22 protein-coding genes are annotated in these 26,525 nt (G+C 53.0%); 13 read left to right on the top strand and 9 right to left on the bottom strand.

The genetic code is table 11. The features are described from left to right. Positions 1-49 precede the first annotated feature (49 nt). The gene (locus tag CA54_RS28495; protein ID WP_146374421.1) at positions 50-343 is read right to left on the bottom strand and encodes a hypothetical protein; all 294 of its coding nucleotides are present in this window, start codon (positions 341-343) and stop codon (positions 50-52) included. Positions 344-1,380: 1,037 nt separating this feature from the next. On the opposite strand from CA54_RS28495, the gene CA54_RS28500 reads away from it, so the two are divergent. Both CA54_RS28500 and CA54_RS28505 read left to right on the top strand, forming a co-directional pair. Beyond that, positions 1,381-3,111, top strand: coding sequence for a sulfatase-like hydrolase/transferase (locus CA54_RS28500; protein WP_197532939.1), 1,731 nt, complete (start codon positions 1,381-1,383; stop codon positions 3,109-3,111). 448 nt (positions 3,112-3,559) lie between these two features. Next, on the top strand, positions 3,560-4,843 hold the full coding sequence (locus tag CA54_RS28505) for a carbohydrate porin (protein ID WP_197532940.1): 1,284 nt from the start codon (positions 3,560-3,562) through the stop codon (positions 4,841-4,843). Positions 4,844-4,909: 66 nt separating this feature from the next. On the opposite strand, the gene CA54_RS28510 is transcribed toward CA54_RS28505, so the two are convergent. The 5 genes from CA54_RS28510 to CA54_RS29655 form a co-directional block, all read right to left on the bottom strand. Next, positions 4,910-6,760, bottom strand: a complete 1,851-nt coding sequence (locus CA54_RS28510) for an arylsulfatase (protein WP_146374423.1) — start codon at positions 6,758-6,760, stop codon at positions 4,910-4,912. A 120-nt stretch (positions 6,761-6,880) separates the two neighbouring features. Further along, entirely contained in the window at positions 6,881-8,554 is a 1,674-nt protein-coding gene (locus CA54_RS28515; RefSeq protein WP_197532941.1) for an arylsulfatase, read from the bottom strand. Positions 8,555-8,641: 87 nt separating this feature from the next. Then, complete coding sequence (locus CA54_RS28520) at positions 8,642-9,751, bottom strand: ABC transporter substrate-binding protein (RefSeq protein ID WP_146374425.1); 1,110 nt, start codon at positions 9,749-9,751, stop codon at positions 8,642-8,644. Positions 9,752-9,785: 34 nt separating this feature from the next. After that, the gene (locus tag CA54_RS28525; protein ID WP_197532942.1) at positions 9,786-11,465 is read right to left on the bottom strand and encodes a sulfatase-like hydrolase/transferase; all 1,680 of its coding nucleotides are present in this window, start codon (positions 11,463-11,465) and stop codon (positions 9,786-9,788) included. A gap of 34 nt (positions 11,466-11,499) precedes the next feature. Beyond that, positions 11,500-11,706: a ribbon-helix-helix domain-containing protein gene (locus CA54_RS29655; RefSeq protein WP_197532943.1), complete on the bottom strand. Its 207-nt coding sequence runs from the start codon at positions 11,704-11,706 to the stop codon at positions 11,500-11,502. A 172-nt stretch (positions 11,707-11,878) separates the two neighbouring features. Here CA54_RS29655 and CA54_RS28530 point away from each other — a divergent pair, with 172 nt between their 5' ends. Continuing rightward, positions 11,879-12,847: an AraC family transcriptional regulator gene (locus tag CA54_RS28530; protein ID WP_197532944.1), complete on the top strand. Its 969-nt coding sequence runs from the start codon at positions 11,879-11,881 to the stop codon at positions 12,845-12,847. Between the two features lie 157 nt (positions 12,848-13,004). After that, complete coding sequence (locus CA54_RS30055; RefSeq protein ID WP_261343790.1) at positions 13,005-13,139, top strand: hypothetical protein; 135 nt, start codon at positions 13,005-13,007, stop codon at positions 13,137-13,139. Between the two features lie 954 nt (positions 13,140-14,093). Here CA54_RS30055 and CA54_RS28535 read toward each other — a convergent pair. Continuing rightward, complete coding sequence (locus CA54_RS28535; protein ID WP_146374427.1) at positions 14,094-16,550, bottom strand: glycoside hydrolase family 20 zincin-like fold domain-containing protein; 2,457 nt, start codon at positions 16,548-16,550, stop codon at positions 14,094-14,096. Between the two features lie 1,223 nt (positions 16,551-17,773). Here CA54_RS28535 and CA54_RS28540 point away from each other — a divergent pair. The 9 genes from CA54_RS28540 to CA54_RS28580 all read left to right on the top strand — a co-directional run bounded on the left by CA54_RS28540 (position 17,774) and on the right by CA54_RS28580 (position 25,425). Next, positions 17,774-18,118 carry an EsaB/YukD family protein gene (locus tag CA54_RS28540; RefSeq protein WP_146374428.1) on the top strand — a complete coding sequence of 115 codons (345 nt, stop codon included), beginning with the start codon at positions 17,774-17,776 and terminating at the stop codon, positions 18,116-18,118. After that, positions 18,102-19,298 carry a HesA/MoeB/ThiF family protein gene (locus CA54_RS28545; RefSeq protein ID WP_197532945.1) on the top strand — a complete coding sequence of 399 codons (1,197 nt, stop codon included), beginning with the start codon at positions 18,102-18,104 and terminating at the stop codon, positions 19,296-19,298. The genes CA54_RS28540 and CA54_RS28545 overlap by 17 nt, the downstream gene beginning before the upstream one ends. Before the next feature lie 66 nt (positions 19,299-19,364). Then, the gene (locus CA54_RS28550; RefSeq protein ID WP_146374430.1) at positions 19,365-20,486 is read left to right on the top strand and encodes a Mov34/MPN/PAD-1 family protein; all 1,122 of its coding nucleotides are present in this window, start codon (positions 19,365-19,367) and stop codon (positions 20,484-20,486) included. 6 nt (positions 20,487-20,492) lie between these two features. Then, positions 20,493-21,566 carry an FHA domain-containing protein gene (locus CA54_RS28555; RefSeq protein WP_146374431.1) on the top strand — a complete coding sequence of 358 codons (1,074 nt, stop codon included), beginning with the start codon at positions 20,493-20,495 and terminating at the stop codon, positions 21,564-21,566. A 30-nt stretch (positions 21,567-21,596) separates the two neighbouring features. Then, on the top strand, positions 21,597-22,133 hold the full coding sequence (locus tag CA54_RS28560; protein WP_146374432.1) for a hypothetical protein: 537 nt from the start codon (positions 21,597-21,599) through the stop codon (positions 22,131-22,133). 140 nt (positions 22,134-22,273) lie between these two features. Beyond that, positions 22,274-22,984, top strand: a complete 711-nt coding sequence (locus tag CA54_RS28565; protein ID WP_146374433.1) for an RING finger protein — start codon at positions 22,274-22,276, stop codon at positions 22,982-22,984. Between the two features lie 16 nt (positions 22,985-23,000). Beyond that, a complete protein-coding gene (locus tag CA54_RS28570) occupies positions 23,001-24,320 on the top strand; it encodes a trypsin-like peptidase domain-containing protein (RefSeq protein WP_146374434.1) in 1,320 nt (439 codons plus the stop codon). Beyond that, complete coding sequence (locus tag CA54_RS28575; RefSeq protein WP_146374435.1) at positions 24,317-24,988, top strand: ubiquitin-conjugating enzyme E2; 672 nt, start codon at positions 24,317-24,319, stop codon at positions 24,986-24,988. The genes CA54_RS28570 and CA54_RS28575 overlap by 4 nt, the downstream gene beginning before the upstream one ends. Positions 24,989-25,002: 14 nt before the next feature. Continuing rightward, positions 25,003-25,425 (top strand): DUF2752 domain-containing protein, encoded by a 423-nt coding sequence (locus tag CA54_RS28580; RefSeq protein WP_197532946.1) that lies wholly within the window; start codon positions 25,003-25,005, stop codon positions 25,423-25,425. A 355-nt stretch (positions 25,426-25,780) separates the two neighbouring features. Here CA54_RS28580 and CA54_RS28585 read toward each other — a convergent pair whose 3' ends face one another. Continuing rightward, the gene (locus tag CA54_RS28585) at positions 25,781-26,173 is read right to left on the bottom strand and encodes a hypothetical protein (protein ID WP_146374437.1); all 393 of its coding nucleotides are present in this window, start codon (positions 26,171-26,173) and stop codon (positions 25,781-25,783) included. Beyond that, complete coding sequence (locus CA54_RS29660) at positions 26,152-26,484, bottom strand: hypothetical protein (RefSeq protein ID WP_197532947.1); 333 nt, start codon at positions 26,482-26,484, stop codon at positions 26,152-26,154. Before CA54_RS29660 ends, CA54_RS28585 begins: the two co-directional genes overlap by 22 nt. Between the last annotated feature and the right edge of the window lie 41 nt (positions 26,485-26,525).

Consider the following 26,525-nt stretch of genomic DNA (forward strand, 5'->3'; position numbering starts at 1 on the left):
AGCCGACGCCGGTTTCACGGGCGATCTTGCGGACCAGTTCGCGGAGTACTTATCGTTTTCGGGGTCGCCCCGGTTTGGCCGGCTTGTAGCCGCGTCGCTCTTTCCGGACCCAGCGATGGAATGTGATTGGCGTGACGATGCTGATCAACCGGTCGATGTCCTTGCCGAGCGGTTTGCCGAATTTGAGCAATCGGGCACGTTCCTCCGGTTTCGTGTGACTTTTGCCAGGGACGCGGGCGCGCAGAATTGCCAGCTCTTCCTTCAGATATAGGGCGTGCTTGGCCAGTCGGTGTTCAGTGGCGTTGGCAATGAGCAGCAACAGCGGGTGAAACAGCCGGGACATCCTGTGCCTGCCTGTGATTTCGATAACATGTTGTCGAGTTGGGAGATAGCATTGTTTTTGTACCCCGCTGGGATGCGTGTCGCAACGATTCGGCGCCGACAATCCACGGTTTCGAGCGGCGAAAAATCTCTCTTTGTCGCGGTTGCTGTTAACCAATGGGTTAAAGGTTTTGGCACTCCCCTCCGGTTAACACAAAGAGAGAGAAAACTGTTAACCAAAAATCTGGCGCGCGACATTTAATTTTGTCGCCCAAAGGCAAACTCGCGTCGCCTGCCACTCCTCGCTCTCGCCGTAACGTACGTTCTTTACATGCCTTGCGGCGGTTAACAGCCCCGATGTCTCTTTGCACAAAGAGATATTTGGTTCGAAGAGGGTTTGGCACGGGGAGCTAATATTTCGGGAGCGAACTTTTGCTCCCATTTGGTTTACACGAAACGCCGTGGCGAGAGCTACGGCGTTTTTGCGTATATCCCTACGTAGTCAAAGGCTTTGGGGCACGCCCAGGTTTCTGGCAAAACTCTCTGGTTCGAAACGTTTGGATTGGGGTCCGTTCCGGAAAGTGGGTTTCTGGATTGGACCCCGCTTGGAACTCTCGAACTCTCTGGTTTTGGTGGGCCGGATGGTTAACGGATTACCTGCAAAAAAGTCTCAGTAGAGGCGAGTTCGAAGAGGGTTGCTAATGGTGCCAGATGGGGACAACTTTCGAACTGAGTCCGTCGATTGTTGCACGCAACATAGCATAGCGTTCGCGATCCTGGCTATCTCATTTGCCACCGCTGTGAGGGCTTGTTAGCACTTTGAATGTCGACATCGCTAACGGCACGATGATCGTACCAATGGTTGTCGGGTAGCGGATTGTGCCCTCCAATCGCATAAACCGAACGTATTCTGGGACTGACCGCGTTTAATTGACTATAGGCTGTGGTTTGGTCATGATTAAGTCTCATTTGTCATTGCCACAGAGATGTGCGGATCGCCTCTCCGTTTTTTTGTCGATACGCCAATCTGACCGAATAACAATCACCTGGAGTGACGCCATGATGAGAGTCGTGAAAATAGGTATGTTTTGTTTGCTGCTTACTGTTAGCAACGGAGTGGTTACAGCTCAATCGCAAGTAGGCAAGATCATCCAAGACGCAGAATACTACATTCTCGAAGCCCAGAATGGCCAGCGGTGGGCAGCGGAGGATAAATTACTTGACGAGAAACTTGCCACGCTGCGAAAGAAGCATGGCCAGCCGCCAAACATCGTTTACATCCTGTGGGACGACATGACATTTGGAGCGGTTGGCTTTCCCGCCCTACAGAAAAACTTTGGATTCACAACACCGAATCTCAACCGGATGGCGAGAGAAGGCATCAACTTCACACGGATGTACTCAGAACCATCATGCACACCCACGCGAGTCGCTTTTCTGACCGGTCGACACCCAGTTCGGCATGGAATGGGCGAGGTCGGTATGCCGCACGAAATGGCTGGTTTGCGTGCTGATGAGGTCACCATCGCCGAGGTTCTGTCCAAGGAAGGCTATGCCACTGCACATTTCGGAAAAGGACACCTGGGAGACATTGAGGAGAGCTACCCGCATAACCAAGGATTTGACGAAACGCTGTTCACTCCAATGAATCAAATCATCTCGCAGTGGAATAGGACAGGTGACGCCGTCGGGGCCGCTCGCGGCTTTTCCCCAGAAAACTACCCAGCCGACCCTTACCGACTCGACAATCCCGGTCTGATTCCGACGGGGCTTGTGATGGCAATCGAAGGGCGCAAGGGCGAGCAAGGAAAGGAATGGGAGACTCCGACTAACGAGTCGTACAGAAAAATGGATCCCGAGTGCGAAAAGCGGACCGTTGACTTCATCCGCAAAAACGCAAAGGCAGGTAAGCCGTTCTTTGTCGAGTATTGGCCAAATCTTCTGAACCTCATTAAGACCTATCCGAAGAAGAGCACGCAGGCGGGAACAATGGTTTCCGAAGAAATGCAGTATCTGGATGCATTTGTCGGCGATCTCATGCAAGAACTTAAAAGGCTTGGTATCGCAGAGAATACGCTTGTGGTCGCGATGGCCGATAATGGACCTATGGTTCATAGCCCACCACCGCAGTTCGGCATGCTCAGCTTGATGTACCGTGGTGGAAAAGGCGATTTCACCGAGGGGGGAGTTCGCGTGCCTGCGTTTGCATCTTGGCCAGGCATGATCGAACCGGGGCAGACCGTTGCCGACATCGTCCACGTCACCGACCTCTATACGACCTTCGCCCGCTTGGCTGGTGCGACAAAACATATCCCCGGAGACCGCGTGATCGACGGGATTGACCAAACGGCTCTCTTGCTGAATGGCGACACCCACAGTCGACGCGACTACGTCTTCATCTATGCCGGTCACACGCTCGGGGCGACCGTGAAGGGACGCTACAAGCGTCACTGGCTTGGCAGCAGCGAGGGCGCATCGTCCGGTTTGCCCGAGGCGTACTACGATCTCTACGTCGATACCCGCGAAGACAACCCGATGCTCATACCACTGATTCACACGCAGGGTCAGTTCAATCGCATGCGTGCCCGGCACGAGCTGATGAAAAAGAAGTATCCCGATAAGAAAAAGGCTTACGGGATTCCGTATACCGGACTTTCCAATGCACGACCGGAAACAAAGGCGATTGCTGACCACATCAGACGTAACATCAAGAACATGCCCTTCGACGTGAAGGAATACCTTGAGTTCGAGATTCCAGGTTCCAAAGCCGACCCCGATTTTGGAAAGTAGAAATCGCTGACGTTTGCGTCATCTCGCCCCGTCGGTCACGCGATCGGTGGGGCGATTTCGTTGATTCGTCTCATCAACCCGTTCGACATGAGACATCCCGTAATACCACCGTATTGCCACAAAACGTTGCCGGTTAGGTTTTTGACACTTGCCGACTTTCGAACGTTTTACGACAGTGCACTGTCGGATTTTACAGAACGAGTCACTTGAAGACGGTCCAATACCGAACTTTGTTAAGGCCGATCGTCTGCTAGACGGATCTGAGATAAGTTTCTGCTGAATGTGAGGCACTCCGCAGAAATTCATTGGCCGAATAATCTGCACGATCGCATCTCTTTCGCTTGTAACTTAATCAATGGTGGATTTGATCAAGATGGTAGCAGAACATTTCCGATGCGCACGGAAGGCCTTGCTCGGGCTTGATTCCGTTTATGGAGGAACTTGCCCAATGCGGTCCCTATCGGTGTTTTTTGTCGTTTTCTCATTTCTCTGTGCTCCCCAATTCGGCTACGCGCAGGAATTGAATGAGCAATATCTTGAAACCTGTGATTGCTGCGATACCTTGCTGTGTCGTGACAAACTCACGGGCAACTGGTTTGGTCACCGCACATCTCTAGCGCAGCAAGGGATCGTTGTCGAGTCGGCTCTGACACAGTTTTACCAAGGTGTAGCGAGCGGCGGTGCTGAACAAAAATTTCGATATGGAGATAAACTAGATCTTTTCATCCTCGGCGACACGGGGCGGATGGGGCTGTGGCGAGGTGGAAAGATAAAGATCCACGCCGTTGACTGGCAGTTCGGTCAGAATGTCATCGGGGATGCCGCAGGCTTGGCCCCTGTCAACGCGAATCTGGTCTCACCGCTTCCGGAACCATCATTTGCGCTAACACACTTGCTCTATGAACATGAACTTGGAGGCGGCTTTACCGCAGTCGTGGGTAGGAATAACACACTCGACTTTTGGGAAACGCTATACCCTGACTACGGTCGCGGAGTTGACGGTTTCATGAACATGTCGATTCCGATGCCAATGAACGCGACTCCCAGCATGCCATTTATTTCAAATATTGCCGCGATCATGAAGGCAGGTGAACGCGGATTGCAAGCTGCGTTTGTCGTGATGGAAAGCCAGGAATCTCCGACAACAGTCGGTCTCGATTTCCCGAATGGCGTGACGTTGGTGGGGCTCGCAAGAAACAATACCAACTTTGGAGGTTTGCGAGGGTCGCACACCATACTAGGGACATACGCCACTGGCGAGTACACGTCATTTGACACCTCCGATTGGGTCATCGTTCCACCTGGAGGCGTGACACCGACTCAGCAAACTGGTTCTTGGATGCTGCAATACCTAGCCGAACAGAGGATATGGGCCGACCCCTGCAACGATCGACGGTATACGAAATTGTTTGGTCGAGTAGGCGTATCCGATGAGGATACTTCACCATTCGGAGTAACAGCATCAGTCTCGATAGAAGCATTCGGCGCGATGGACAATCGGCCTAACGACCGCATGGGCATGGGCTACTTCTATAGCGGGCTCAACAGCGACTTCAAGAGTCTGTTTGTTTTTGCGAATCCGCTAGAAGATGTGCATGGTGGCGAAGTCTATTACAACGCGGAAATTACACCTTGGTTCCATTTAACTGGGGACCTGCAAGTGGTCAACCCCGGGCCCCAGGCATTAGATACGGCGGTTGTTATTGGCCTGCGGGGAAAGATTGACTTCTAGTCGATTATTGAAATACAAAGAGCTTGAGAGATGGCCCACATCGTGGTCGCACGACTCTTGCTTCATTTACTTGCCGCCACCCGAAGACAAATCAAGGACGCCGTTCTCTTTCTTGTACTGTTCCCAGCGGGCTACAAGTTCCATGAGTTTTTGCGGGTATTTTTTGCCTAAGTCATTCAGCTCGCCCGGATCTTGCTTCAGGTCAAATAACTCCCACTCACTCGTACCATGTGGTGTTGGCATCCAGAGAACTTTCCAGCGGCCCGCAAAGAAGGCTTTCATTCCAAACAGCTCGTATCCGACCTCACGAACGTCCGGACCCGTATCTAATTCGCGACCTTCGAGCAGTGGCAGCATGGAAGTTCCTTGGATGGGTTGTACCAAACGCCCCGCGAACTGCGTCGCCGGTTGTTTGATATTGGCCGCGTCAAGAATCGTCGGCATGATATCCCTAATGTGCAAGAACGACTGGTTGATGCTGCCGGCGTTTGCCATTTTGCCGGGCAGTTTCACCAGTAGTGGAGATCGAATGCCACCTTCCGCGGTGAAGCCCTTGAACATACGGCCTGGCGACATGCTTGCCTGAGCCCAGCCTGGGCCCATGTCGATGAGCGAGTTCTTCAAACCGCGGTTTTCGAGACGATTGTCGAACCTATTCATGTATTCACTCGTCTGACCAGGATAAGTCGCTAGCGAAGATCCGTTGGCACCATTATCTGAGAAGAAGATGATGAGCGTATTCTCATATTGGCCCACCGATTTCAGTTGATCAATAACGCGATTGATCTGCCCATCCATGTAATCGACCATGGCGGCGTAGACCTCCATGTCGCGGGCTGCCAACGCCCGTTCATCCTCCGGCAACTCTTCCCACGCCTTCACTGTGGGTAAGCGAGGGAAAGGTCTGGCATCCTTGTTAATGACGCCGAGCTCTTTCAACTTTTGCAGACGCTTCTCACGCAAGGTGTCCCACCCGCCGTCGTATGTTCCCTTGTATTTGTCGATGTACTTCTGTGGAGCGTGCAGCGGGTCGTGCGGAGCGGTATACGACAGGTAAGCAAAGAAAGGTTTGTCGCTGTCCTGATCCCTCTTGATCCACTCGATAAGGTTGTCGGTGTAGTTCTTGGTCGAGTAGAAATCTTCCGGCAGCGACTTCACTTCTTTGCCATTACGGCTGTACTTCACCGGCACAGTTGGCGTTACCCATTGACCGTCGCTCCAATGACTTCCACCTCCGCCAACGAGCACAAAGGTCTCGTCAAAGCCTCTTGCGTGCGGGATGGTTGATTCATCCTCACCAAGATGCCACTTGCCAACCATATACGTGCGGTAGCCGTTTGCCTTGAGTACCTCGGGCAACGCAGCGACGCGATGGTTCAAGTAACCTTCATAGCCAGGCTTACCTTTGGCTTGCTCTGTCAACAGTTCGCTCATTGTGCCCAAGCCCGCACGATGGTTGTCCATCCCAGACAAGAGAATCGAACGTGAAGGTGAACAACTCGCCAGCACATGATAGTTGGTCAACTGAAGGCCTTGTTTCGCCAACGCATCAAGGGTAGGTGTTGCGATCTCACCACCAAATGGTCCGATGTCCGAGTAACCCATGTCGTCGGCGACGATTAGCAGCACGTTTGGAGGGGAATCCTGTGCAACACTTGATGACACTAGCGCAAACAACAAAGGCGTAATCAACAAGTGCTTAATCATCAATTTACCTCCACAATATCCTGCAGAAAGTAGCCACCGTCGATATTTATTTCTATTCGTGCCGTACATATGATTACAGTTTAACCAGCCTAAAACAGTGACCTCCCCCCCCGAACGGATATCACCAGCTCCCGCAGTTTCATGTTGCCGCAATGCTATTTCAAGCTTAGAGCCGATTGTCTCAAATATCCGTTGAACGATCTTTGGCACGAGACGCGCCGTAAAACGACCGTATTGTCAAACAACATTGCCGTCATGGTTTTTGACACTCACCGATATTCGAAGGTTTCCTGACTTGACCAACGGCTGCGATGATTCCGTACTGCCGGTTCACTTCCGAGGGGGCTTTGCATAGAGAATTGGCTTGCTCGGCGGCACTACACCGTTCACCGATGCGTAGGTGCGCCACTGAGCAGCAAGTTTATTCAGTCGATTGGGCTGCCTGTCGGCAAGGTCCGTAGTTTCACCAGGGTCGACCAACAAATCGTAAAGCTGCCATTTGCCAGTGCCATACGGTGGTGGAAGTTTGAGAATTTTCCAATTCCCCTGTCGATAAGATCGGATGCCAAATAACTCACCGCCAAACCCTCGTTCATCAAACGTGGCTCGGTCTCCACTTCGCATCAGAGCCAATAATGATTTCCCTTGCATGGGGATGGCTTTCCTATCGATTTTCGCACCTCCGGCAATTTCGAGAAGCGTTGGCATAATGTCCATTACATGAACTGGAGCAGTATTGAGTCCAGTCGGTTTCTTCCACACTGAGGGGAGTTTGGCAATCAAAGGGCTCAACACCCCGCCTTGTGACTGGTATCCTTTCATCAGACGAAAGGGAGCTGCCAGGCCATAAGCCCAGCCTGCGCCAAGATCGACGCTCGAACCTGATAGGCCGCGATTGTCGAAGTCGTTCTTGAATCCTTTGACGAAATCGGCCCCGGCACCATCAATTTTCAAGTAATCGGCAATTGTGGTCTTGCTCGGTCCGTTATCCGACATGACAAGGATCAACGTGTTATCGTATTCCTCCAGCGTCTTGAGTCGGGCCACAAGACGCCCCACATTGTGATCGATGCGATCAATCATGCCAGCGTAAATTGCCATGTCCCTGGCGGCGAGTTTCTTCGCCGAATCACTAAGACTGTCCCAAGACGGAATCCAGTCCGGTCTCGGTTGCGGCTTGACGGATTTGCCGATCAATCCCCTGGACTTCAGGCTCTTGAGGCGACGCCGTTGCTGTGCGTCCCACCCATCCAAATATTTGTCTTCGTATTTCTTAATCGACTCAGCGGGGGCATGAAGTGGATTGTGGGGAGCGGTGAAGGATAAGAAAGCAAAGAACGGCTGATCGGGGTTCTTGCGGCGCTCAATGTAATGGATGATTCTGCCGGTGTAGTAGTCTGTTGAATAGAATCCTTTGGGGAGTCGTTTGATGGTTGTGCCATTTTCAACATAAACACTCGGCTTTGATGGAAACAGAGGTGCGTTGTCTTCCCAATGACTGGCGCCGCCGTTCAGCAGAGCGAAACAATCATCAAAGCCCCTCGCGGAGGGCCAGGTGCCAGAATCACGGCTGCCCAGATGCCACTTTCCCGCCATCATGGTGCGATACCCGGCAGTACGTAGGGCCTCGGGCAGCGTAACAACGCGATTATTCAGGTAACCCTCGTAGCCGGGCTTGCCCCGTTGGTTTTCTGCCGCCGCGCCGTGCGTGCCAAGGCCCGTGCGGTGATGATCCATCCCCGTGAGCAGCGAAGCCCGCGTTGACGAACAGTTCGGCGTGACATGAAACTGCGTGAATTGCACGCCGCCTTTTGCCAGGCTGTCAATATGAGGAGTATCGATCTCGCTTCCGAAGACACCAAGGTCGCTATAGCCTGCGTCGTCCAAGACGATAAGTACGAGATTCGGATTCTTGTCAGCACGAGCATGTTGGTTCGTTGCGACAATAAGACAGAGCGCCATCAGAAAAACAATAAAACTCCGCAGAGGCAGAATGTTTTCCATATCGAACACTTCGGTTGGATGTGCAAAGTCAATTCGGAATCCTACGCGGGTTGTGAAGGGGCGCATTATCGATTTCAACATGGTGTCTCAGGCCTCAATCAATTCCAGTGTGGATGGATGAAATATCTCCTCCACGCTGAGTTTACGTTTCGCCAAGCCCTGTTCATGAGTGTAGCGCATCACCAGTTCCAATTCTTTGCGGTTGGACTTCACCCCGTACGGCCAGAAGTTCTCTCCCATCAACGCTCGCGTCTCTGCCAAATCTTGGTTCACCCACGGCAGAGTCACTTTCAGCACCTCGGCAGCTTCCAAGTCGTCATAGGCGGCTTGCTTGGCCTCGCTGTACATGGAAAAGAGTTTTTTTGGCAGGCTCGGGTTTGCATCTGCAAAATCTTTTCGGACTGCGACGACATGCATGATTGGAAACACACCTGTCTTCTTGTAGTACTCCTTCTCCACTGCTCGGACATTGGGAAACAGACGCCTGATCTTCGGGTGTCCGTCGGTGTAGGCCTTTGGCTCGATGGCAGTTATGAGAGCGTCGACTTCGCCAGAGAGAATTAGCTCTGATTCGTCCACGCCTTCCGGGCCTCTTTTGAGTGGAAAGTCTTTTGGCAGAAAGTACTTTCCGAATCCGGAATTCAATTTCCCGCCGTCCGAACTCTTTGTGGTCTCGACCCACTGCATTTCCTTGGGTTTGACGCCGTATACGTCTTGCAGGAAACCGCGAATCCAGGTGTGAGAACTCATCCCGTAACCGGGTGTTCCAACGCGCCGGCCGCGCAGGTCCTCGGGCTTTTCAATCCCACGATCAGTCCGAACGAAAATGTTCCGATGTCGGAACGTCCGCGAGATAAAAACGGGAATCAGAGTATAGGCGCGGAAGTCTTCGTTGGCGTACCTCGTGACGTAAGGGATGAGTCCCGTTTCGCTGACCTCGTAGGTCCGCTTTGGGCCGAAGAGATGCCTGTTGAGGTTATAAATGTCATCGGCATGAAAGCGGACTTCGAAGCCTTCCAGGTCAAGTCGCCCATCTTGAATCGCGCGCACGCGGTCGTAGGCATAGCCGGCAATGTTAACCTCTGGCAAGCTGTTCGCTGCCAACGCTGGGCGTGTTCCTGCGACGGCAATCGCCCCGAGTCCTCCAGCCGCAGCGGCCCGAAGGCAACGGCGACGGGAGTACTGCTTTCCATCCATCTATTCTCTCCTTCACAAGTTCAAGATTTCCGAATTACTCGGCAGCCTTCCGCGCCGAATAATAGTATTTCAGCAATGCCTTGGTCTCCGGACGAAGTTTGGCAATCCCTTCGTAGGGTTTGCCGCGTGTTTCCCCACGATCCGGGAAGTTTTTCTTCAAGGCCATGTGGCGTTCCCGCATATCAGGGAAGTACGCGACGGACCACATGCCCGTGGCCAATAAAGGCTTGGTTTCCTTAACGTCTCTGTACAGGTCGAAAACCGGCAGCGCAAAACCGGGCGATCCTGGTGCAGGCCAGTGTGCCTTGAACTGTTCTTTGATCGTGGCCTTCAGATGAGGGCCCTCATAGACATGATGGTAATCGCGACGACCATATCCATCGCCATTCAAGAGCAGCGCCAACTGATTCACACCGTCAATGACGCGATCGCGCGGGATGTGTTTATCTGCCTGTGCAATTGTTGCCAGTGTCGTGTACCAGTCACCGCAATAAACGATGTCGCCGGCAAAGGTATCAGCCTTGATGACATCCGGCCAGCGGACATAGGCATTCACCCGGATACCGCCTTCAGTTGTATCTCCCTTGAAGCCGCGGAAGACCAGTTGTGAGTAGCCGGATTCTGGCATGGCCTGCGCCATCGGGCCGTTGTCACTCATGACAACGACCACGGTGTTCTCTGCCTTGCCGGTTGCTTCCAGTGCTGCAAACAAATCACCCAGGTGATTGTCGAGATCTTTCATGCTCTCAACCCAGGTGCCTCCGTTGGCGGTTACGAAATTTCTGTTACGGCGTGTGAAGTTAACCGGAATCTGTGGCCAGTAGTTGAGGAAGAACGGTTCATCCTCGGCTGCCAGCTGGTTCAACCGTTCAATCACCTGCTTCTTGTATCGCTCGTTCAATGCGTCGTAGTAGGCGTAGTCCAGTGGTTTTCCTGCTTCCGCACCCCATTCGTGTGCATCCTCGCCAGCAACGGCATCAACACCCAATACCCAGCCTGCCGGACGAAAGTTCTTGTCCATGCGGTAGTTCGGAATGGTCTTGCGTGTCGCGACATTGTCGGCAAGACGGTCTTCTTCAGATTCGATGGTCATGAAGTTGAAGGTCGCTTGGTTGTGAAGGGGGTAGCTGGCCGTATCAAAACCCTGATTGTGTGGTGCAGCCTGCGCAATATCGCCTTGATGCCACTTACCGATGTGTGCTGTGTTATAGCCCTCCTTTTTCAAGAGTTCGGCCAACGTAACTTCATCTCCATGTAAGCCCGTGCCTTCTGGCGGCACGATTTTTGGCTCTAGCATATGACTGCGAACAGGCAGACGGCCGGTCAGGAGAGCGGTGCGGGTGGGTGTGCAGGTGGGTTCAGAATACATGCGGGAGAACGTCAGGCTTTCCCGGGCGAATGCATTGATGTTCGGAGTGGTGTAACCCCGCACATGATTCAGTACCGGGTCACCCATCTCACCGAAACCCACGTCGTCTATTAGTACAAAAAGGATATTGGGGCGTTTGCCACCATTGGCTTTTCGCACCTCAGCCAATTTGGCCCCAATCACCTTGTCTTCACGGGCCCATTTTTCACCGTGCTGAGCCAACAGCATATAGTGTTCGGCATCGTGTTGAATTGGTTTACTCCTTTGTTGGGCCAACGCATCGCCAGTACTCGCCAGGAGCGTCACTCCAATCAGAATTCGCAAGGCATCATTAAACATCATCATGTAGTTCCTCAAGATTGAAGCAACGTCGGCACCTTCAGCTACGACGCTTCAGGTATCGTGAGACAATATGGTGCACCAACCCCGACACCGATTTTTCTTCTTCGTCAGCGACCTTCATCAACTTCTCGAACTCAGCGTCCGTCATTAGCGTCACCACGCGCTTGTTACGAATGGACTCCGGAGCTCCAGGGGGGCGTCCGAGTCTACGACTGCTCTGGGTACCGATTTGCGGTTTAGTCATGTGGACACGCCCCTTTATCTGGACTTTCCATTGCCTGTCATACAAAATGTATTGTCCGACTTTCGATGATCGCTCGCTATCAATTTCGGATCAAATTATCGATATCCGATCACGAATTCGCGGGTTGACCAGGACGAGGCCAGCGCCGCTCGCCAAGAGAGCTTACCCTTCAATGCAATCTGAGCTGATCCAAACGGGAAATAGTGTCCTCGCCACAACACCTGAAGCATGGGAAGAATCCATGCGACCGGTTACAGATGTTAGCGTAACAGAGGTGCACGGCCGAGAGTTTTCTGCAGAGATGAAGCTGTTCGAGTTACCCCGTACTGCATTTTTCAGTCTCAAGCTTCCCAGGGCCCGGGTTGTCGTTTCCGAGGGAAGCGGTTTTGTCAGTGTCAACATCGTCTCAAGTGGCCAAATACGCACCGCTAGTCCAAGACGCGGTAGCGAATGGGAAGTTGGAAGCGTCCACGTCGTGAATCACGACGACTGCGAATTCGATTTCACAAGCGATGAGAGCCTCGACGTCACCACATTGTGTTTCCAGAGACCGCTGCTTCAGCAATACGCTCGGACATTCCATGGGAACGATGACTTTCGGTTGGACCAGGTTAATGCCAACTTGAAACGTGATTCGGGCGCAGGTGCATGCTTTACGAGGTACGCGAATTTCATATGGGAAGAATTAAATCGCGGCGGGGCTTTTCTGCAATCACCTCTTGCGACTGTAGAAATCGAGGACAGCCTCTGGGCATTGTTATTGTCCGCAGTTCAACGTGATCGCCACGAAAACGTACATCTACGTAGCGGAGGCTACGCAGCCTACGTCAAGCCTGCCGAGGAATTCATCCTTGGGCATCTAAACTCAGCGCTTCGCGTTGTGGACATTGCTGCAGCAGTGGGCATCAGCGTTCCGACATTGAACCGAGCGTTTCGCAAGTGCCATGGCATGGGACCAAAAGCATTTATCAAACAACGGCGTCTTGACCGAGTGCGATCAGAACTTCTGCGAGCTGATCCGCAGTCGACCACCGTGACAGCGGTTGCAACAAGATTCGCTTTTGGGCATCTGAGCCAGTTCGCAGCGGATTACAAGAAAGTCTTTCACGAATCACCCTCTGAGACCCTTCGACGTAGATAGGATGTGTACGACAACCAGTTCAGTACCCTCGGTAAATCCTCTCGGTTTCTGCCCTGAAATGACGCCCACTTGCGTGTGAATGTGCTGAAGTTCTTGACATCGTGAAAACGGTTGGGGTGAGGCACACCGTCGTAGTTTCAAGACGCGGCGAACCAGCATGTGTGTCAACAACCCGTTTCGCGTCACCCTCGCCGAATCGGGATGCGCCGTGGAATTGCTGACGAAGATTTCACGAGTCTCGACATTGATGAAGACCAGCACAACAGCGGGTGAAACAGCCGGGACATCCTGAGCCTGTCTGTGATTTCGATAACGTGTTGTTGAGTTGGGAGATAGCATCGTTTTTGTACCGCGCTGAAACGTGGGTCGCAACATTTCGGCGCCGAAAACTGGGGGTGTCGAACGTTGGAAAAGCTCTCTGTGTCGCGCAAGCTGTTAACCAATGGGTCAAAGGTTTTAGCACTCCCCTCCGGTTAACACAAAGAGAGAGATTTCTGTTAACCAGAAATCGCGCGCGAGACATTCGATTTTGTCGCGCAATGCCGAATTCTCGCCGCATGCCCTGCCCCGCGCTCTCCATAACATACGCTCGCTCCATGCTTTAGGTCGCGGTGTTCGTCAAATATCTCTTTGCATAAAGAGATATTAGTTCGAAGAGGGTTTTGAACGGGGAGCTAATATTTTGGGAGCGAACTTCCGTTCCCCCATTGGTTTACGCAGACGCCGTGGCGAGAGCTACGGCATTTTTCGTATATCCCTACGGCGTCAAAGGGTTTGGAACGTGCGGTCGCCGTAGGCAAAACTCTGTGGTTCGAAAGGTCACGATTGGGGACCATTCCGGAAAGTGGGTTGTTGGATTGGACCCCGTTGGGAACTCTCGAACTGTCTGATTTTGGGTGTCCGGATGGTTAACGGCGCGGCCGGGCTGAAATGCAAAGAGATTCTTGGTTCGAAGAGGGTGTGGAATGGTTCCCCTCGAAAGGCATTATTTGCATGCGTAGGTTGTGATCGAAGTTTGCCTACAGCGACGGCCTTACGTTGTTCAAATAACAGTTGATATTCCGCACGTCCGAGGCATCGAAGGCCCCCCCAAGTGTTCGGTATGTCCGTGAGCACTTGCGCACCTCCTCAGGTTGACGTCCTCAGTTCTTGTGAGCGAGTCGGCAGAGGTCGCCTTAAGCCGGATTCCCCTTTTTTTGTCCAAGTCATGCTCGGGGTTAACGGCCAAAGGTCCTTCGAGATAACTCTACGGACCGGCATCATTAGATTTGATGAGCCAGACTTCAGAGACCATACAGCCACGACCGTCGACGAGGTTCCATTCTACGTCCAGAGTACCGCCTCGGGTTGCTGCCTGGGGCACGTGGTAGCTGACTGGCCAGATGGGGGATGGTTGAGCGACAGGACCATGAATGCCGAACTCGTCGTTCAAAGTGAGCGTCATGCTGGGGCGGAAACGGCCAGCGTATGTGACTTTGAGTCGGTACTGGGCTTTCGGATCGAGACCTTCGTACCTCATCTTGAGCGGCGTACCGTAGAGCGTGGTGATTTGTGTTTGCCAAGACCCCCGCAATTCTTGACGTCCCGTATGGGCTCCTGCCACGCGGGCCACTTCTTCTTTGAACGCCAAGTCGTCCTTTTCCGTCTGTCCGGTCTGCTTTGCAATCGTCTTGGCGTCCGCCTTGTAATTCGGGAAGGCCACGCGAGAGGTGTGATTGCCCGAGGGGTCCTCTTCCCAGCTGTGTTGCGAAATTACGTGCGAGTACTTTCCGATTGTCCCCAGATCATCGTAGAACCCGCCGGGGCCCGGATCCTCCCAATTCAGGATGGTTTTGATTTGCGCAAGCTGCTCTGCCTGATTGGGGAGTGCCAGAATTGCTTCAAACCGCTGTTCCAGCCAGGGCCGATTGTTCAATGGCTGATCCAGCCAGTCCAGCATAGCGCCGCGTTCTGAATTTCGGGCGAGATAGGGTGGCTCGACGCTCAGTTGATAACCGATGCTCTCCAGCATCAAAGGTCCCAATTCCTCAAGGCCGGACCGCAGCGCAGGTGCTGCCGGTCGGTCAGCTTGAGCCAGCGCCGCACGGGCACTTTCGATGGCTTGGCTCACGCCAGTCTGTGAGGCATCGGCCAGTGCGGCGAGTGCCTGGGCTTCATAACCCTTCTGGGCACGGGCTTCTGCCTGGACGTTGGCGTCGAATCGGGCGCGAAACAGATACATCTGTGCTCGCCAGTTTTTGTCAAAATCGGGAACGCGCTTCGCAATTTTTTCCCACAAGGCCAGCGTGCGGGGAATTGCTGTGTTCTCCGCAATAGGTCCACTCCAATTGGCCTCCAGCCCGCGCAGCCCCTCTGCAACGTCCTTCGCCAGATCGACTCCAAACCAGACCTTGCCGTACTCCTCAAGGGCGATATCCATGTCTGCCTGCGGATCCCAGCCGAGAACGTTCCAGACCTGTTTATTCAGATCATCATGGATTCCATCAGAATACGTGCCGAAACCGTCGCTGAGATTTAAGTATCTGCGGTAGATGTGAGACTGCTTTTGGGGCATCGGCATCACGGGTTCTCGGCCAATGGTGTGCGCAAAGGCTGGGTCCCAGTTGGGGATCGGGTACTGGCAGCGCACCGTATGGTTGATGTCCGGATATCGCCGGATGGGATAGCGGGTTGGTGTGCGTTCACGCATTTCCTCCCATCCCATCTTGATCCATGGTCCGTAGATAAGTCCGGCGAGCCAGTCGGGGCTGTTGGAGGTAAGGTAGTCGAAGAAGTAGTCGTTTTCTTCCAGCGTGAAGGTCTGATTGGATACCCAGATTTTGGCATTGGGATGAATTTCCTTGAGAACGACTGACAGCTTCTCAAGGAAGGGCATCAAATGCTCGGCCGGTGTATCGCCGTCGTCACCACCGGGAATAAACAAGTGATCGATCGCCGAATAATCCTCGAGGAATTTGCGACGCAGTGCGATCGCCCGCGCCGCGCCCTCCGGCGTTGTCACATCTTCACCCTCGATTGCCATGACCGGCGACCAGATCCAAACGTCAATGCCGTAAGACCGGATTAGCTCCGAGAGCGCCACGTTCATCGAACGCATCGTCTCGGTCATGACCGGACCATCTTTGGCATTCGCGTCAAGATTGCTGATGAGTTCCACGCCATTGCAACCGAATAAGATCAGATCGCGGATGTATTGCTCATACATGTCCACCGTCCAGGCATCGTATGTATTGGCTGTATTGCGGTATGCCAACTGGTGCGCGCGAATTGGAACGTCCGGCGACGAAATGATCGGTTGATCGAGCTTCAGGGTCAAAATTCCGGGCCGATACGTCGCGAGGCGAATCAGTCGCCCCGCAGCGTAGAGTGCGCCTCGCGCGTCATGTCCGACTAGGCAGACTTCTTTTTCGCGGACGGCGACCGTATACGATTCGGGCTTTTGTGGTACCTCCACAATCGAAACATCTGCCGATGTCCCCAGACGGATGACCACCCCATCTGCGGGTGCGGATTTGGCAATAGGCAGTGTGATGCCGCTGCGCTCAGCCAGTTCTTCCTGCAGCATGACTGCCGCCTTCGCCACCACGGGCGACGGAGAATCTGTCACGATTGTTGCCGTCGACAAATCGATCGTCGAAGCCGCTATCGCGACAGCAGGACTGAGGACAATGAACAGAAATCCGCCTAGTAAGCTGCGATACATCGGATCAATTCTCTCTCTCTCGTGCGGTCTGGCCTGATTGTGGTGTTGGTTGGGCGGAGCACTCGCATCGTCCCGAATCGTTGCAGGCAAAACTCCAAATCAGAGGGCGATCGATCAAACCGTTTCGTCCTAAAATTACCCAAATGGAATCCGTCTTGGCCGCAGGGCGATTTGTTCGAGTATATCCTGAACTTGCCTGCTCCGCCACGAGTTCATTGCCATCGCGACCGTTTCGCCGCACGTGGGACGGCCTCCAACGCCCTTCTCTCCCCGTTGCGAACGGACCGTTCGTACCTTCCTTTGTCAACTTCGGAGTTGTTCAACGCGGCAGGGCCTCATTCCGGCATGGGAAGGGGGCGTTTCATTTTCAGCCGATGGATCCGCTGTAGCAGTTGCCGAAACAGTGGACGGGGAATCGCCACTTCCCGAGCGGTCCAAAAACATTGGCGGCCGAAAGCCGAATGCCACAACGAAGTTCATCGGATAAAGTCATGCATGAACTGTCGGCAGAACTCCTGGCATTCAGCCCCGTGCACCACCTATAAACAACTGAGCCACCTGTTGAAAAACTCTCTGGTTCGAAACGCCTGGAATGGGGCCGTTCCGGAATATGGGTTTGGGGATCCGACCCCGTTGCAATATCTCGAACTCTCTGGTTTTGGGTAGTCTTGCCGGTTAATGGCTTGGCCGTAAAAGCCTCACTGGGGACGAGTTTGTAGAGGGTTGCAAATGGTGTCTGATGTGGACAACTTTCGAACTGAGTCCGTTCGCAACATAGCATGTCGTTCGCGACTCTGGCTGTATCATCTGCCGCCGCTGTGACGGCTTGTTAGCACTTTGAATGTCGATTTCGCTGACGGCGCGAGATCGTACCCATGGTTATCGGGTAGCGGATAGTGCCCTCCAATCGCATCAACCAAACGATTACCTGGAACTCGAGTACGGCAATTCTGAACTCTGTAAGCGTCTCCCATTTTGATCTGGGGTAGCTGAAACTTCTTGCAATCGCAATACCTTTTTGGCATAGTGGCACAACAAGTGATGTTGCCTGCGTCTGCGCATAGTTTATCGCACTTTTGGCGGTGATGCAGTTTGCAATTCGCCGTTTAAAAACGTCATCATAGATACAGCTTCAAAGCCCGATTGCGCCTGCTTTTGACACGGACAGAGAGTGTCGGAGAAGCGTTGCCAGGGGTTAAACAGTCGTATAGAGGATGCGATTCATGAACGATATAACCATCGAAGTATGGGATGCAACTGGCAACAAAAAACAGTCCGTGGAACTGCCGGAAGATGCTGAGGTCAATCGCGTGATTGTCGTTCTCGTCGAACGCATGAATTTACCCGTGCACAGCCCGGATGGACAACTCATGAGCTACAAGTTTCATCACAAAAGCAGCGGCCGACAATTGTTGGATGATGAGACCCTGCATTCGGCCGGTGTGAAAGATGGCGATATCTTACGGCTGCAACCAGAAATCACTGCAGGAAGCCCTGGACCGCAACAAAACGGCGTCGCGCCAGTTCCAATTGACAACTTGGGGGGACGCATTGGCCATTTCAATTAAGTGGAGTGAAAAAGAAGGCGATCAGCGTTTCGACCGGTTCAAATTAATCTCCTGGTGGGACCAACAACGATTGGCCGAGGCGAACGTGTTGGTAATCGGTGCCGGGGCGCTTGGCAACGAAATTCTTAAAAATCTGGCGCTGCTCGGAATCGGTCAAGTGTTTGTCGCCGATTTGGATTCGATTGAGAATTCCAATTTATCTCGATGCGTTCTGTTTCGTGCTGAGGATGAAGGACGTCGAAAATGCGACGTGGCGGCCGGACGGGCGTCTGAAATTTATCCGGATATGAAGATTCAGCCGTTTTTCGGCAATGTGGTTTACGATTTGGGGTTAGGTGTCTTTCGCTGGGCTGACGTGATTTTGTGCGGTTTAGATAATCGCGAAGCCCGTGTGGCCATTAACCGTGCCGCTGCCCGTGCAGGCAAGGTCTGGATTGACGGCGCGATTGAACGATTGGACGGTGTGGCGCGCGTGTTCGATCCGGCATGTGGTCCGTGCTATGAGTGCACAATGAGCGAAGTCGACTGGAAAATGTTAGAAGCACGGAGGAGTTGTGCGCTACTCTCGCGAGATGAAATGAATCAAGGAAAGGTCCCAACGACGCCGACAACCGCTTCGATTATCGCAGGAATTCAATGCCAAGAAGCGGTCAAGCTACTGCACGGTCTCGATGTGCTTTCCGGGCAGGGATTCGTTTTCGACGGTTCGAACCATCAGAGTTATGTCGTCGACTACACGCAGCGGAGCGAATGCCCATCGCATGATCCCTATCAGCCCATTGTCCGGGAGTCATGGAGCGTCTCCGACATCACTGCAAGTGACATGTTGCAACGCGTTCGCAGAGATCTAGGGCCGACGGCTGTGGTCGAATTCAACAACGACCTATTAGAATCGTTACGTTGTCCAGAGTGTGAGAACGAAGAAATGATGTTTTCCTCGTTGGGGTGCGTCAATGAACGAAAAGGCCGCTGTACGTCATGTGGGGCAGACCGGATCCCGCAAACATTCCATACCCTCAACGGCCAAGAAAAGTTTTTGGATCGGACACTCAAAGATTTGGGTGTCCCGGAATGGGATATTATCGGAGGCCGTTCTGGCCTAGAACAAAAGTATTATGAGTTTGGCGGCGACCAGGATTCCGTATTGGGGCCTCTAGGTGGGACTGATCATTCCCGATGAATTACCACAAAGTTGCTTTCGGTTGATCGCGCTGCGACACACAACGGGAAAGACGCGGGAGTCAGCATGACAGATTCGAGTATGAGTTTGCCCGACGTCCGGCAAATTGTGTTGGAAGAATTGCCTCAAGCGGATTTTCCCGTCAACCTATCTGAGGATTTTCGCGTCCACTTCACTGAGAAATGCCATGTGTCTATTCTGGCTCATGCTGAAGAGGATACGTCCGTCGAAATCTGTGGTGTACTGGTGGGAGGAGTACAGCACGATGCACACGGCCCCTTCGCATTGATCTCTGAACACATTCGTGCCGACGCCGCTACGAGTAAGTTCGCTGAAGTGACGTTTACCCACGAAGCCTGGTCAAAAATCAATGCGGAGATGGATTCACGGTATAGTGATTTGAGCATCGTCGGCTGGTACCACACACACCCAGACTTTGGAATATTTCTGTCGGACCGAGATGAATTCATTCACCAGAATTTCTTTTCCGGTGCCAGTCAAATCGCTCACGTGGTCGATCCGATTCGTAAGACCGAGGGCGTCTTTGTCTGGCGCGAGGGCAAGCCACATCTCTGTTCCCATTTTTGGGTCGGCGACGAAATCCGCGCGGAAACCCAGCGCGAAACAGCGGCCGGCCAATCGCCGCCACAGCCCGGTGCTCCCGAGGCGGTCGTTGCGCGGGTTGAAAACGCCGCACCGGGGCCGTTGTACTTTTGGATGTGTATGGCGCTGGTGTTTCTTCTGGGCTATATGCTATCAGGCATACTTTCGAATCGGCGATCCAATTGGGAGCAACGGATGATCTTCCGTGGCGTCGTTCAGGAATATGGAATTATCAAGAATCTGCGACCAGGACTGAAACGGCACCTGGACGCCGTCGACTCGGGCTTGGGGTTGGCGACTTTGGAGATTGAAAAACTATCCAAGGAGCATGCATTACTGGCAGGTGATGAAAAGAACAAGATTCGCAAGCAATGGCGCACGGTGCTCAATACGGTCGCAAAAAGTCAAAAACAACTGGACGTGATTGAAGCGACATATTGTCTCACAAACGAAGAATCTGAAATCGTTGAAGGCCTGCTCAAACAAATTCTCACCGACGCCGCTCCCCAGCCCGCCTCGCCCAAGTCGCCAAGCGAGCAGAAAACGAGCGAATCCTCGTCATCCGATAAACCACCAGCGGAGTGAACTGAAATGCCTGCCCCGAATCAGCCAATCCGCATCCACCAAGATGACCTGCATTCTCCAAGTGTGGAGGAATCTCTACAGCAGCAGGCGCATCTGGGCCGCGACGTTGGCGAGATGGCGCCACAATCGTGGCTGGTTCGAACACTTTTTTCCAGTTGGTTCTATCTGTCAGTGACGAGCGGCTTGGGGGCGTTTGTTGCCTGGATGATTCTGGAGCCTTTCTTTGACGACTCAATGGCAGGTCAAGACGACGTCGAAATTGTCAACTTGCTTCTGTTCCCTACTGTTGCCGGATTCATTGGCCTGTTTTTGGGAGCTGCCGAAGGAATCATGTGCCGCAATGCAAGCCGTGCCGTGATCAGCGGTGCGATTGGGCTGGGAGTTGGCTTTGGGGGTGGTTTGATTGCTTTGGTTGCCGCTGGCTGTATTTTTACAGTGATGACATCCATCGCACTGGAGTTTTGGGAAAATCCACAGGACGATGAAATGCCAACCGGATTTGCTCTGTTAATCCTTATGATGGGTCGGGCAGCAGCCTGGGCCGTTGCAAGTATTCCTGCTGGATTAGGTCAGGGCATCGCGATCCGCCAGAAAAAAGTGGTCCTCAACGGAGTTGTGGGAGGAGTGCTGGGCGGGTTAGTGGGAGGATTGTTATTCGATCCGATTAGTCTGCTATTTGTCACTGATGACGGTGAGGCCAGTTTAAGCCGAGCCATTGGGTTAACATGCATAGGACTCTCGGTCGGCCTATTTGTCGGCTTAGTCGAAGGCTGGACGAAGACAGCCTGGTTGCTGATGCAAAAGGGGCCATTGGCCGGAAAGCAGTTTGTAATGTATCGCGATACCACAGTGCTCGGCAGTTCACCCAAAGCCGACATTTATTTGTTCAAAGACGATGTGATTGAACCGCGACACGCGCTGATTCATAACCGGGGTGGACGTTTTGAACTTGAAGATTGCCAAACCCCTGATGGGACCTACGTCAACGGGATTCCGATCAAACGGCACGTCTTGCACGCGGGCGATCAAATCGGCCTCGGCAAAACCGTATTGGAGTTTTCAGTAAAAGAAAAAGTATAGGTTGATCATTCACATCTTTAGGAGCCGGTCGTGATTGAATTTGAGTGTCCAACATGTGGGAAAGCATTGAAAGTCCGTGAATCCTCCGCTGGCAAGACGGGGAAATGCCCCGATTGTAACGGAAAGATCCAAGTCCCGGACGCCGTGTATGATGCCGAAGAGGTCGAGTCCTACTCAACGCAGGGCGACGACGATTTCTCTTCGTTTGACGGCTATGAAAACGCCGGAACTCCGATCCCACGTGAAGAGGCCGAAGGCGCTTTCCGACATCCGTGCCCGGTTTGCGGAGAGATGATTAAAGACTCAGCCGTCAAATGCCGCTATTGCGGAGAAATCTTTGACGAGACACTCAAGAAGAAGGAGAGCCGTCATTCGGATGAGGATGCCGATTTGACGACGGGCGACTGGGTGTTTTGCATTATATGTAGCGGAATCGCCTGTATCTTTGGCATTGTTTATATGATTCAGGGAAAGCCCAAAGGGATCAAAATGGTCGGCATCTCTTTTGTAATGCAAATCGTTTGGGGAATTGTCCGAGTAATTCTTGAAGCAGCAGCGAATCGTTAAAAAGAGGTGGAAACAACCACAGAGACCGCACAGAGACCGCACAGAGACCGCACAGAGACCGCACAGAGACCGCACAGAGACCGCACAGAGACCGCACAGAGACCGCACAGAGACCGCACAGAGACTTAGGCTGACCAGCAATGTCAAACATCATTCAATGTGAGTGTGGGGCGAGTATACGATTGCCCTCTAATACAGAGAAACGCGCTCTGCGCTGCCCCAAATGCAAACAGGGCATTGCGCTGACCGTCCACGCGACAGCGCTGAAGACAGTACCAGTGGATGCAGGTGAAACAGTCGCAACCTGTTCGATATGTCAATCGTCAGCGCATGCGTCTGAACAGTTGGTCAGCTGCCCGCAATGCGATCAGATTCATCACCAGGAATGTTGGGCGGAAGTGGGGGGATGCGGGACTTATGGTTGTAGTGAAGCCCCCGCACATGAGAAAGATGTGAGTTCTTCTCAGACGCAGCGTTCTGGGTGGGGGGATGAGAAAACGTGTCCTGCTTGCTCTGAATCGATCAAGTCGATTGCATTACGATGCCGTTATTGCGGCACCGACTTCAATACCGTTGACCCTTTGACTGTGAAAGATTTGCGGCGGCAGGTGAAGCATGAGTCGGCGGTCGGAGATTTGCGAAATTGGACCATTGCCATTTTTGTCATGAGCTTGATCGGGTGTTTTGCCCCCATCATGATATTCGTGGCCTTCGGTGTATTACTGAACAAACGCAAGGAATTAAAAGCAGCCGGCCCGATTTACTTGGTATTGTGTTATTCCGCGGCGATTCTGTCTGCGATATACTCATTTTTGATGCTTGCGTTTGCGATAATAAGCGGACTGAATTAACCGACGAACCCGACTGTTGAATAAAGCCCGTCCAACATTGGATCAACCCCATAATAAATCACTGCTGGCTGGAAGCCGTGAGGCGGGAGTGCTTTGCCCCCACTGCCGAGGAGAGATCGAACTGGGCGAGATGGTCTCCATCTGCCAGGCATGTGGTCAAGTCCAGCATGAGAAATGTTTTCAGAATTGGGACACGTGCGGATCGTATCATTGTGCGCCGCAGCGACGTGTGGAATTGGCGGCGCAGCCATCTGACATCAAAATTACTTCCGGCGATCTAAAACGCGTGCATCCAGCGAAATCCGTATTTCATCCTCGCCGCCCACATGCCAATTCTGCTTCCGCAGCGGGAGTTTCGTCCGACCGGCCAGGGATGAATCGCTTGGCAGTCATTGCACTGGTGATAGCCCTGCTGGGAATTCCGTTATTCGGCCTTATCACCGGGTTAATGGCAATTGCGCTGGGGTGCATTGCTCTGGCGACACACAAACCCAATGCCCGCGGCGCCGGATTCGCTGTCTCTGGAATTCTGCTGGGCGTGGTTGATATGGCGGGTTGGGTCGTGTTTCTTGCCTTGTTCTTGAACGGCCGCGCCGAGAATCATCAAGTGATCGAATTCGAACCGGACGCGGCTGAAATCGAGGCTGCCGCCCCACATATTCGCCGTGCGATCAAAGCAAACGTGTTGATTGAATCGCACAACGGCATACCAGGATTTTCTGGAGGCTCGATCGGATCGGGAGTGATCCTCCGAATCCAAGACGGAGAAGCGTTGATCGTAACCAACCGGCATGTCATCGACGACGAGTATACAGGGGACGAGTTTCACGACACGAAACTGCCGACAGATATCGGCGAATTACGAATCAAGCTGATTGGGCAACTCTCGCAACCGGGAAAACTAGTCTGGATGGCTCCCGACGGGATCGACTTGGCGTTGTTAACCGTGCCTGTCTTGTCACCGGATGTGTTGCCTGCGGTTTGGGATGCTGCGGTTCCCCAACTGGCCGTGGGGGATGAAGTATTTGCGATTGGGAATCCTCACGGTTTGGGCTGGACACATACGAGCGGTGGGATTTCACAGTTTCGGTCCCTGGCCAGCGGCAATCGTAAAATTCGCGTGATTCAAATCAGCACCGCGATCAATTCCGGTAACAGCGGAGGAGGTCTTTACGATCAAGCTGGGAAATTGATTGGCATCAATACCTGGAGCGATGACAAGCGATTTAGCGAGGGGCTTAGTTTTACCATCGCGTTTGAATCTCTGTTAGAATTGGCACCACATCCATTGGAGGGTTTTATCCCCCCTCAAATTGAGGCCTCAGACGCACTATGAGCAACGTACGACTGCGCCGATTGCAATCGGACTATGAGAAGTTGGGGAGTTTTATCAAGCAGCATCCGAGGCTGACATTGATTCAAGCCGATGGTGATCCCCCCGAGAGATATCAACTGGAATACCGTATCCGCAGCATTCGACAAGTCGATGATGACGTTGAATGGATAAAAAACCACACTGTAGAAATTTTGTTGCCACGGAACTATCCACGTGTCCCGCCCCAATGTCGGATGCTCACTCCGATATTTCACCCCAACATAGCGCCGCATGCCATCTGCGTAGGAGACCACTGGAGTGCGGGCGAACCATTGTGGTCGATCGTCGCTCGCATCGGCGAGATCATCGCCTATCAAAGCTACAATACAAAAAGCCCCTTAAATGGCGAAGCGGCGCGGTGGGTCGACGAAAACAAAGTGCAACTGCCACTCGACCCGGTCAGTATGCTCCCCGAGGAGAAGGCATCGCGATCCCGGAAGATAACCCGATCCGCTCAATCCGCGAAGGGCAAAGTCAAATCCACACATGTGTCGGAGCCAGCGACGCTTTCCGTCCCGTGCACGAATTGCCAAGCACGCTACAACGTGCCGGTTGATAAGGCCGGCAAACGTTTTCGTTGTAAACGTTGTCAAACTCTGATTCAAATCCCCGGCCAACCGGTTTCTTGATGATTAACGATCGTATGGCACAGAACGGATTACGGATGCGCAATCGGCATCTCATGATGTTGACGACTGCAGCCGTTGTTGTCTGTTTGGCTTTTTTGCTCGAAGTACGCCCCGACCAAGGCGTTCAACTCCGCATGTTTAAAAGTCATCCGCTTCCCTCAAGTTGCATTTCGAGAGATGTGTTTGGTGTCGATTGTCCAGGTTGCGGCCTCACACGGAGTTTCGTGTATTTGTCGCACAACCAATGGGCGGAATCTTTAGCCGTACATCGTGTTGGGTGGGTGTTGGCCATAGCTGTGCTCCTCCAGTTTCCTTATCGCATCGCCGCACTGGCCTATCATAAAGATTATCCGATTGGCAAACCCTTTACGGTATGGTTTGCCTGGGGACTGATCGCGATGTTGATCGGGAATTGGATACTCGGATTCTGGCTGTGATCGCTGATAGGCAATAAATGTCGCTCAGCAGCGAGTACGTCTTGCAGTGCGTGCTGTTGCTCTGGAGTTATTTATTTCCACACGGCCGCATAAAATCACGATGGCCAAGACAAAAATGGGAAAGTTTATGAGTGCGCTTGCTGGATCAGGTTTCTTCTGACTGGCCGAGCCTGAAAACCCAGTAAATTCATTCCTCTATCTTCATGGATTCGGGATCGCGTTCCCAACCATACTACTGCCGATTTCATTTCACCGTTGGTATTAGCAACTGTATTCGGCCGAGGTGTAGTAGACCTGTGGATTTAGAGTAGGCAAGTTCCCACTACAAACGCGGCGTTATCCTCAAGGGCACATCTTAACGGAGGATGGTCCATATCCTGCGTTGCCTCCCCCAATCCGCCTCCGCCACAACCGCCCGCAGTTCGCGCTCCGTCATCGCATCCCTTCCCTGTTCCACTGCTGGCAGAAACAACAACGCCTCTTGGATATCAGTCGCTAGATTGAGCAAATTCATAATCTGCGTCACCCGCGCCCGGCTGACATGTCCCTGCCACGCCAACTCCGCCTGGTCAGTCACGACGCCATCGCAGATCAACTGGTCGAACCGAATCGCCAACGCCATCAACTTGGCTATCCTAGGAATGCGTTTTGCCGGCGGCGCGGGCTTTTCGCCAGTCTTCAATTCTTTCCGGCTCCGCCGCCCGGCCCCGAAATGCACGTTTGCCGTTACAGTCGGTCCACCAAACATTGCACCACCTCCGTTGCTAACGTCTTGATTCCCGTCGCATGAAACGTCACGCTGATCGTTCCGGCCTGCCCGTCGTAGTCGACCCGCTCGATCAGCAATTTCAGAAGCTTCGATTTCTCCTGTGAGGACAACTCGTCCCAGACCGGATCGAATTCCGCCAATGCAGTCTGCACGTCCGCCTCATTGATGATCCGGTTTCGCAAGTCTGCCAATTCGCTACGAATCTCCGACTGTCGCCGTTCTGCGATCGCCTCGCGTTCCTGGGCGTCGGCCAATCGGGCCGTCTCCTCCGCGGCAACTGCCCGTTCCATTTCGCCGCCCAAACGCCCCAGTTCCCGCGAAAACGCCCGCG

The sequence above is a fragment of the Symmachiella macrocystis genome, from assembly GCF_007860075.1.
GTDB classification, from domain to species: Bacteria; Planctomycetota; Planctomycetia; order Planctomycetales; family Planctomycetaceae; genus Symmachiella; species Symmachiella macrocystis.

Coding starts and splice junctions, on each gene's coding strand:
- CA54_RS28495 (WP_146374421.1), bottom strand. CDS start 343: ATGTCCCGGCTGTTTCACCCGCTGTTGCTGCTCATTGCCAACGCCACT.
- CA54_RS28500 (WP_197532939.1), top strand. CDS start 1,381: ATGATGAGAGTCGTGAAAATAGGTATGTTTTGTTTGCTGCTTACTGTT.
- CA54_RS28505 (WP_197532940.1), top strand. CDS start 3,560: ATGCGGTCCCTATCGGTGTTTTTTGTCGTTTTCTCATTTCTCTGTGCT.
- CA54_RS28515 (WP_197532941.1), bottom strand. CDS start 8,554: ATGGAAAACATTCTGCCTCTGCGGAGTTTTATTGTTTTTCTGATGGCG.
- CA54_RS28520 (WP_146374425.1), bottom strand. CDS start 9,751: ATGGATGGAAAGCAGTACTCCCGTCGCCGTTGCCTTCGGGCCGCTGCG.
- CA54_RS28525 (WP_197532942.1), bottom strand. CDS start 11,465: ATGATGATGTTTAATGATGCCTTGCGAATTCTGATTGGAGTGACGCTC.
- CA54_RS29655 (WP_197532943.1), bottom strand. CDS start 11,706: ATGACTAAACCGCAAATCGGTACCCAGAGCAGTCGTAGACTCGGACGC.
- CA54_RS28530 (WP_197532944.1), top strand. CDS start 11,879: ATGCAATCTGAGCTGATCCAAACGGGAAATAGTGTCCTCGCCACAACA.
- CA54_RS30055 (WP_261343790.1), top strand. CDS start 13,005: ATGTGTGTCAACAACCCGTTTCGCGTCACCCTCGCCGAATCGGGATGC.
- CA54_RS28535 (WP_146374427.1), bottom strand. CDS start 16,550: ATGTATCGCAGCTTACTAGGCGGATTTCTGTTCATTGTCCTCAGTCCT.
- CA54_RS28540 (WP_146374428.1), top strand. CDS start 17,774: ATGAACGATATAACCATCGAAGTATGGGATGCAACTGGCAACAAAAAA.
- CA54_RS28550 (WP_146374430.1), top strand. CDS start 19,365: ATGACAGATTCGAGTATGAGTTTGCCCGACGTCCGGCAAATTGTGTTG.
- CA54_RS28555 (WP_146374431.1), top strand. CDS start 20,493: ATGCCTGCCCCGAATCAGCCAATCCGCATCCACCAAGATGACCTGCAT.
- CA54_RS28565 (WP_146374433.1), top strand. CDS start 22,274: ATGTCAAACATCATTCAATGTGAGTGTGGGGCGAGTATACGATTGCCC.
- CA54_RS28575 (WP_146374435.1), top strand. CDS start 24,317: ATGAGCAACGTACGACTGCGCCGATTGCAATCGGACTATGAGAAGTTG.
- CA54_RS28580 (WP_197532946.1), top strand. CDS start 25,003: ATGGCACAGAACGGATTACGGATGCGCAATCGGCATCTCATGATGTTG.
- CA54_RS28585 (WP_146374437.1), bottom strand. CDS start 26,173: ATGTTTGGTGGACCGACTGTAACGGCAAACGTGCATTTCGGGGCCGGG.
- CA54_RS29660 (WP_197532947.1), bottom strand. CDS start 26,484: ATGGAACGGGCAGTTGCCGCGGAGGAGACGGCCCGATTGGCCGACGCC.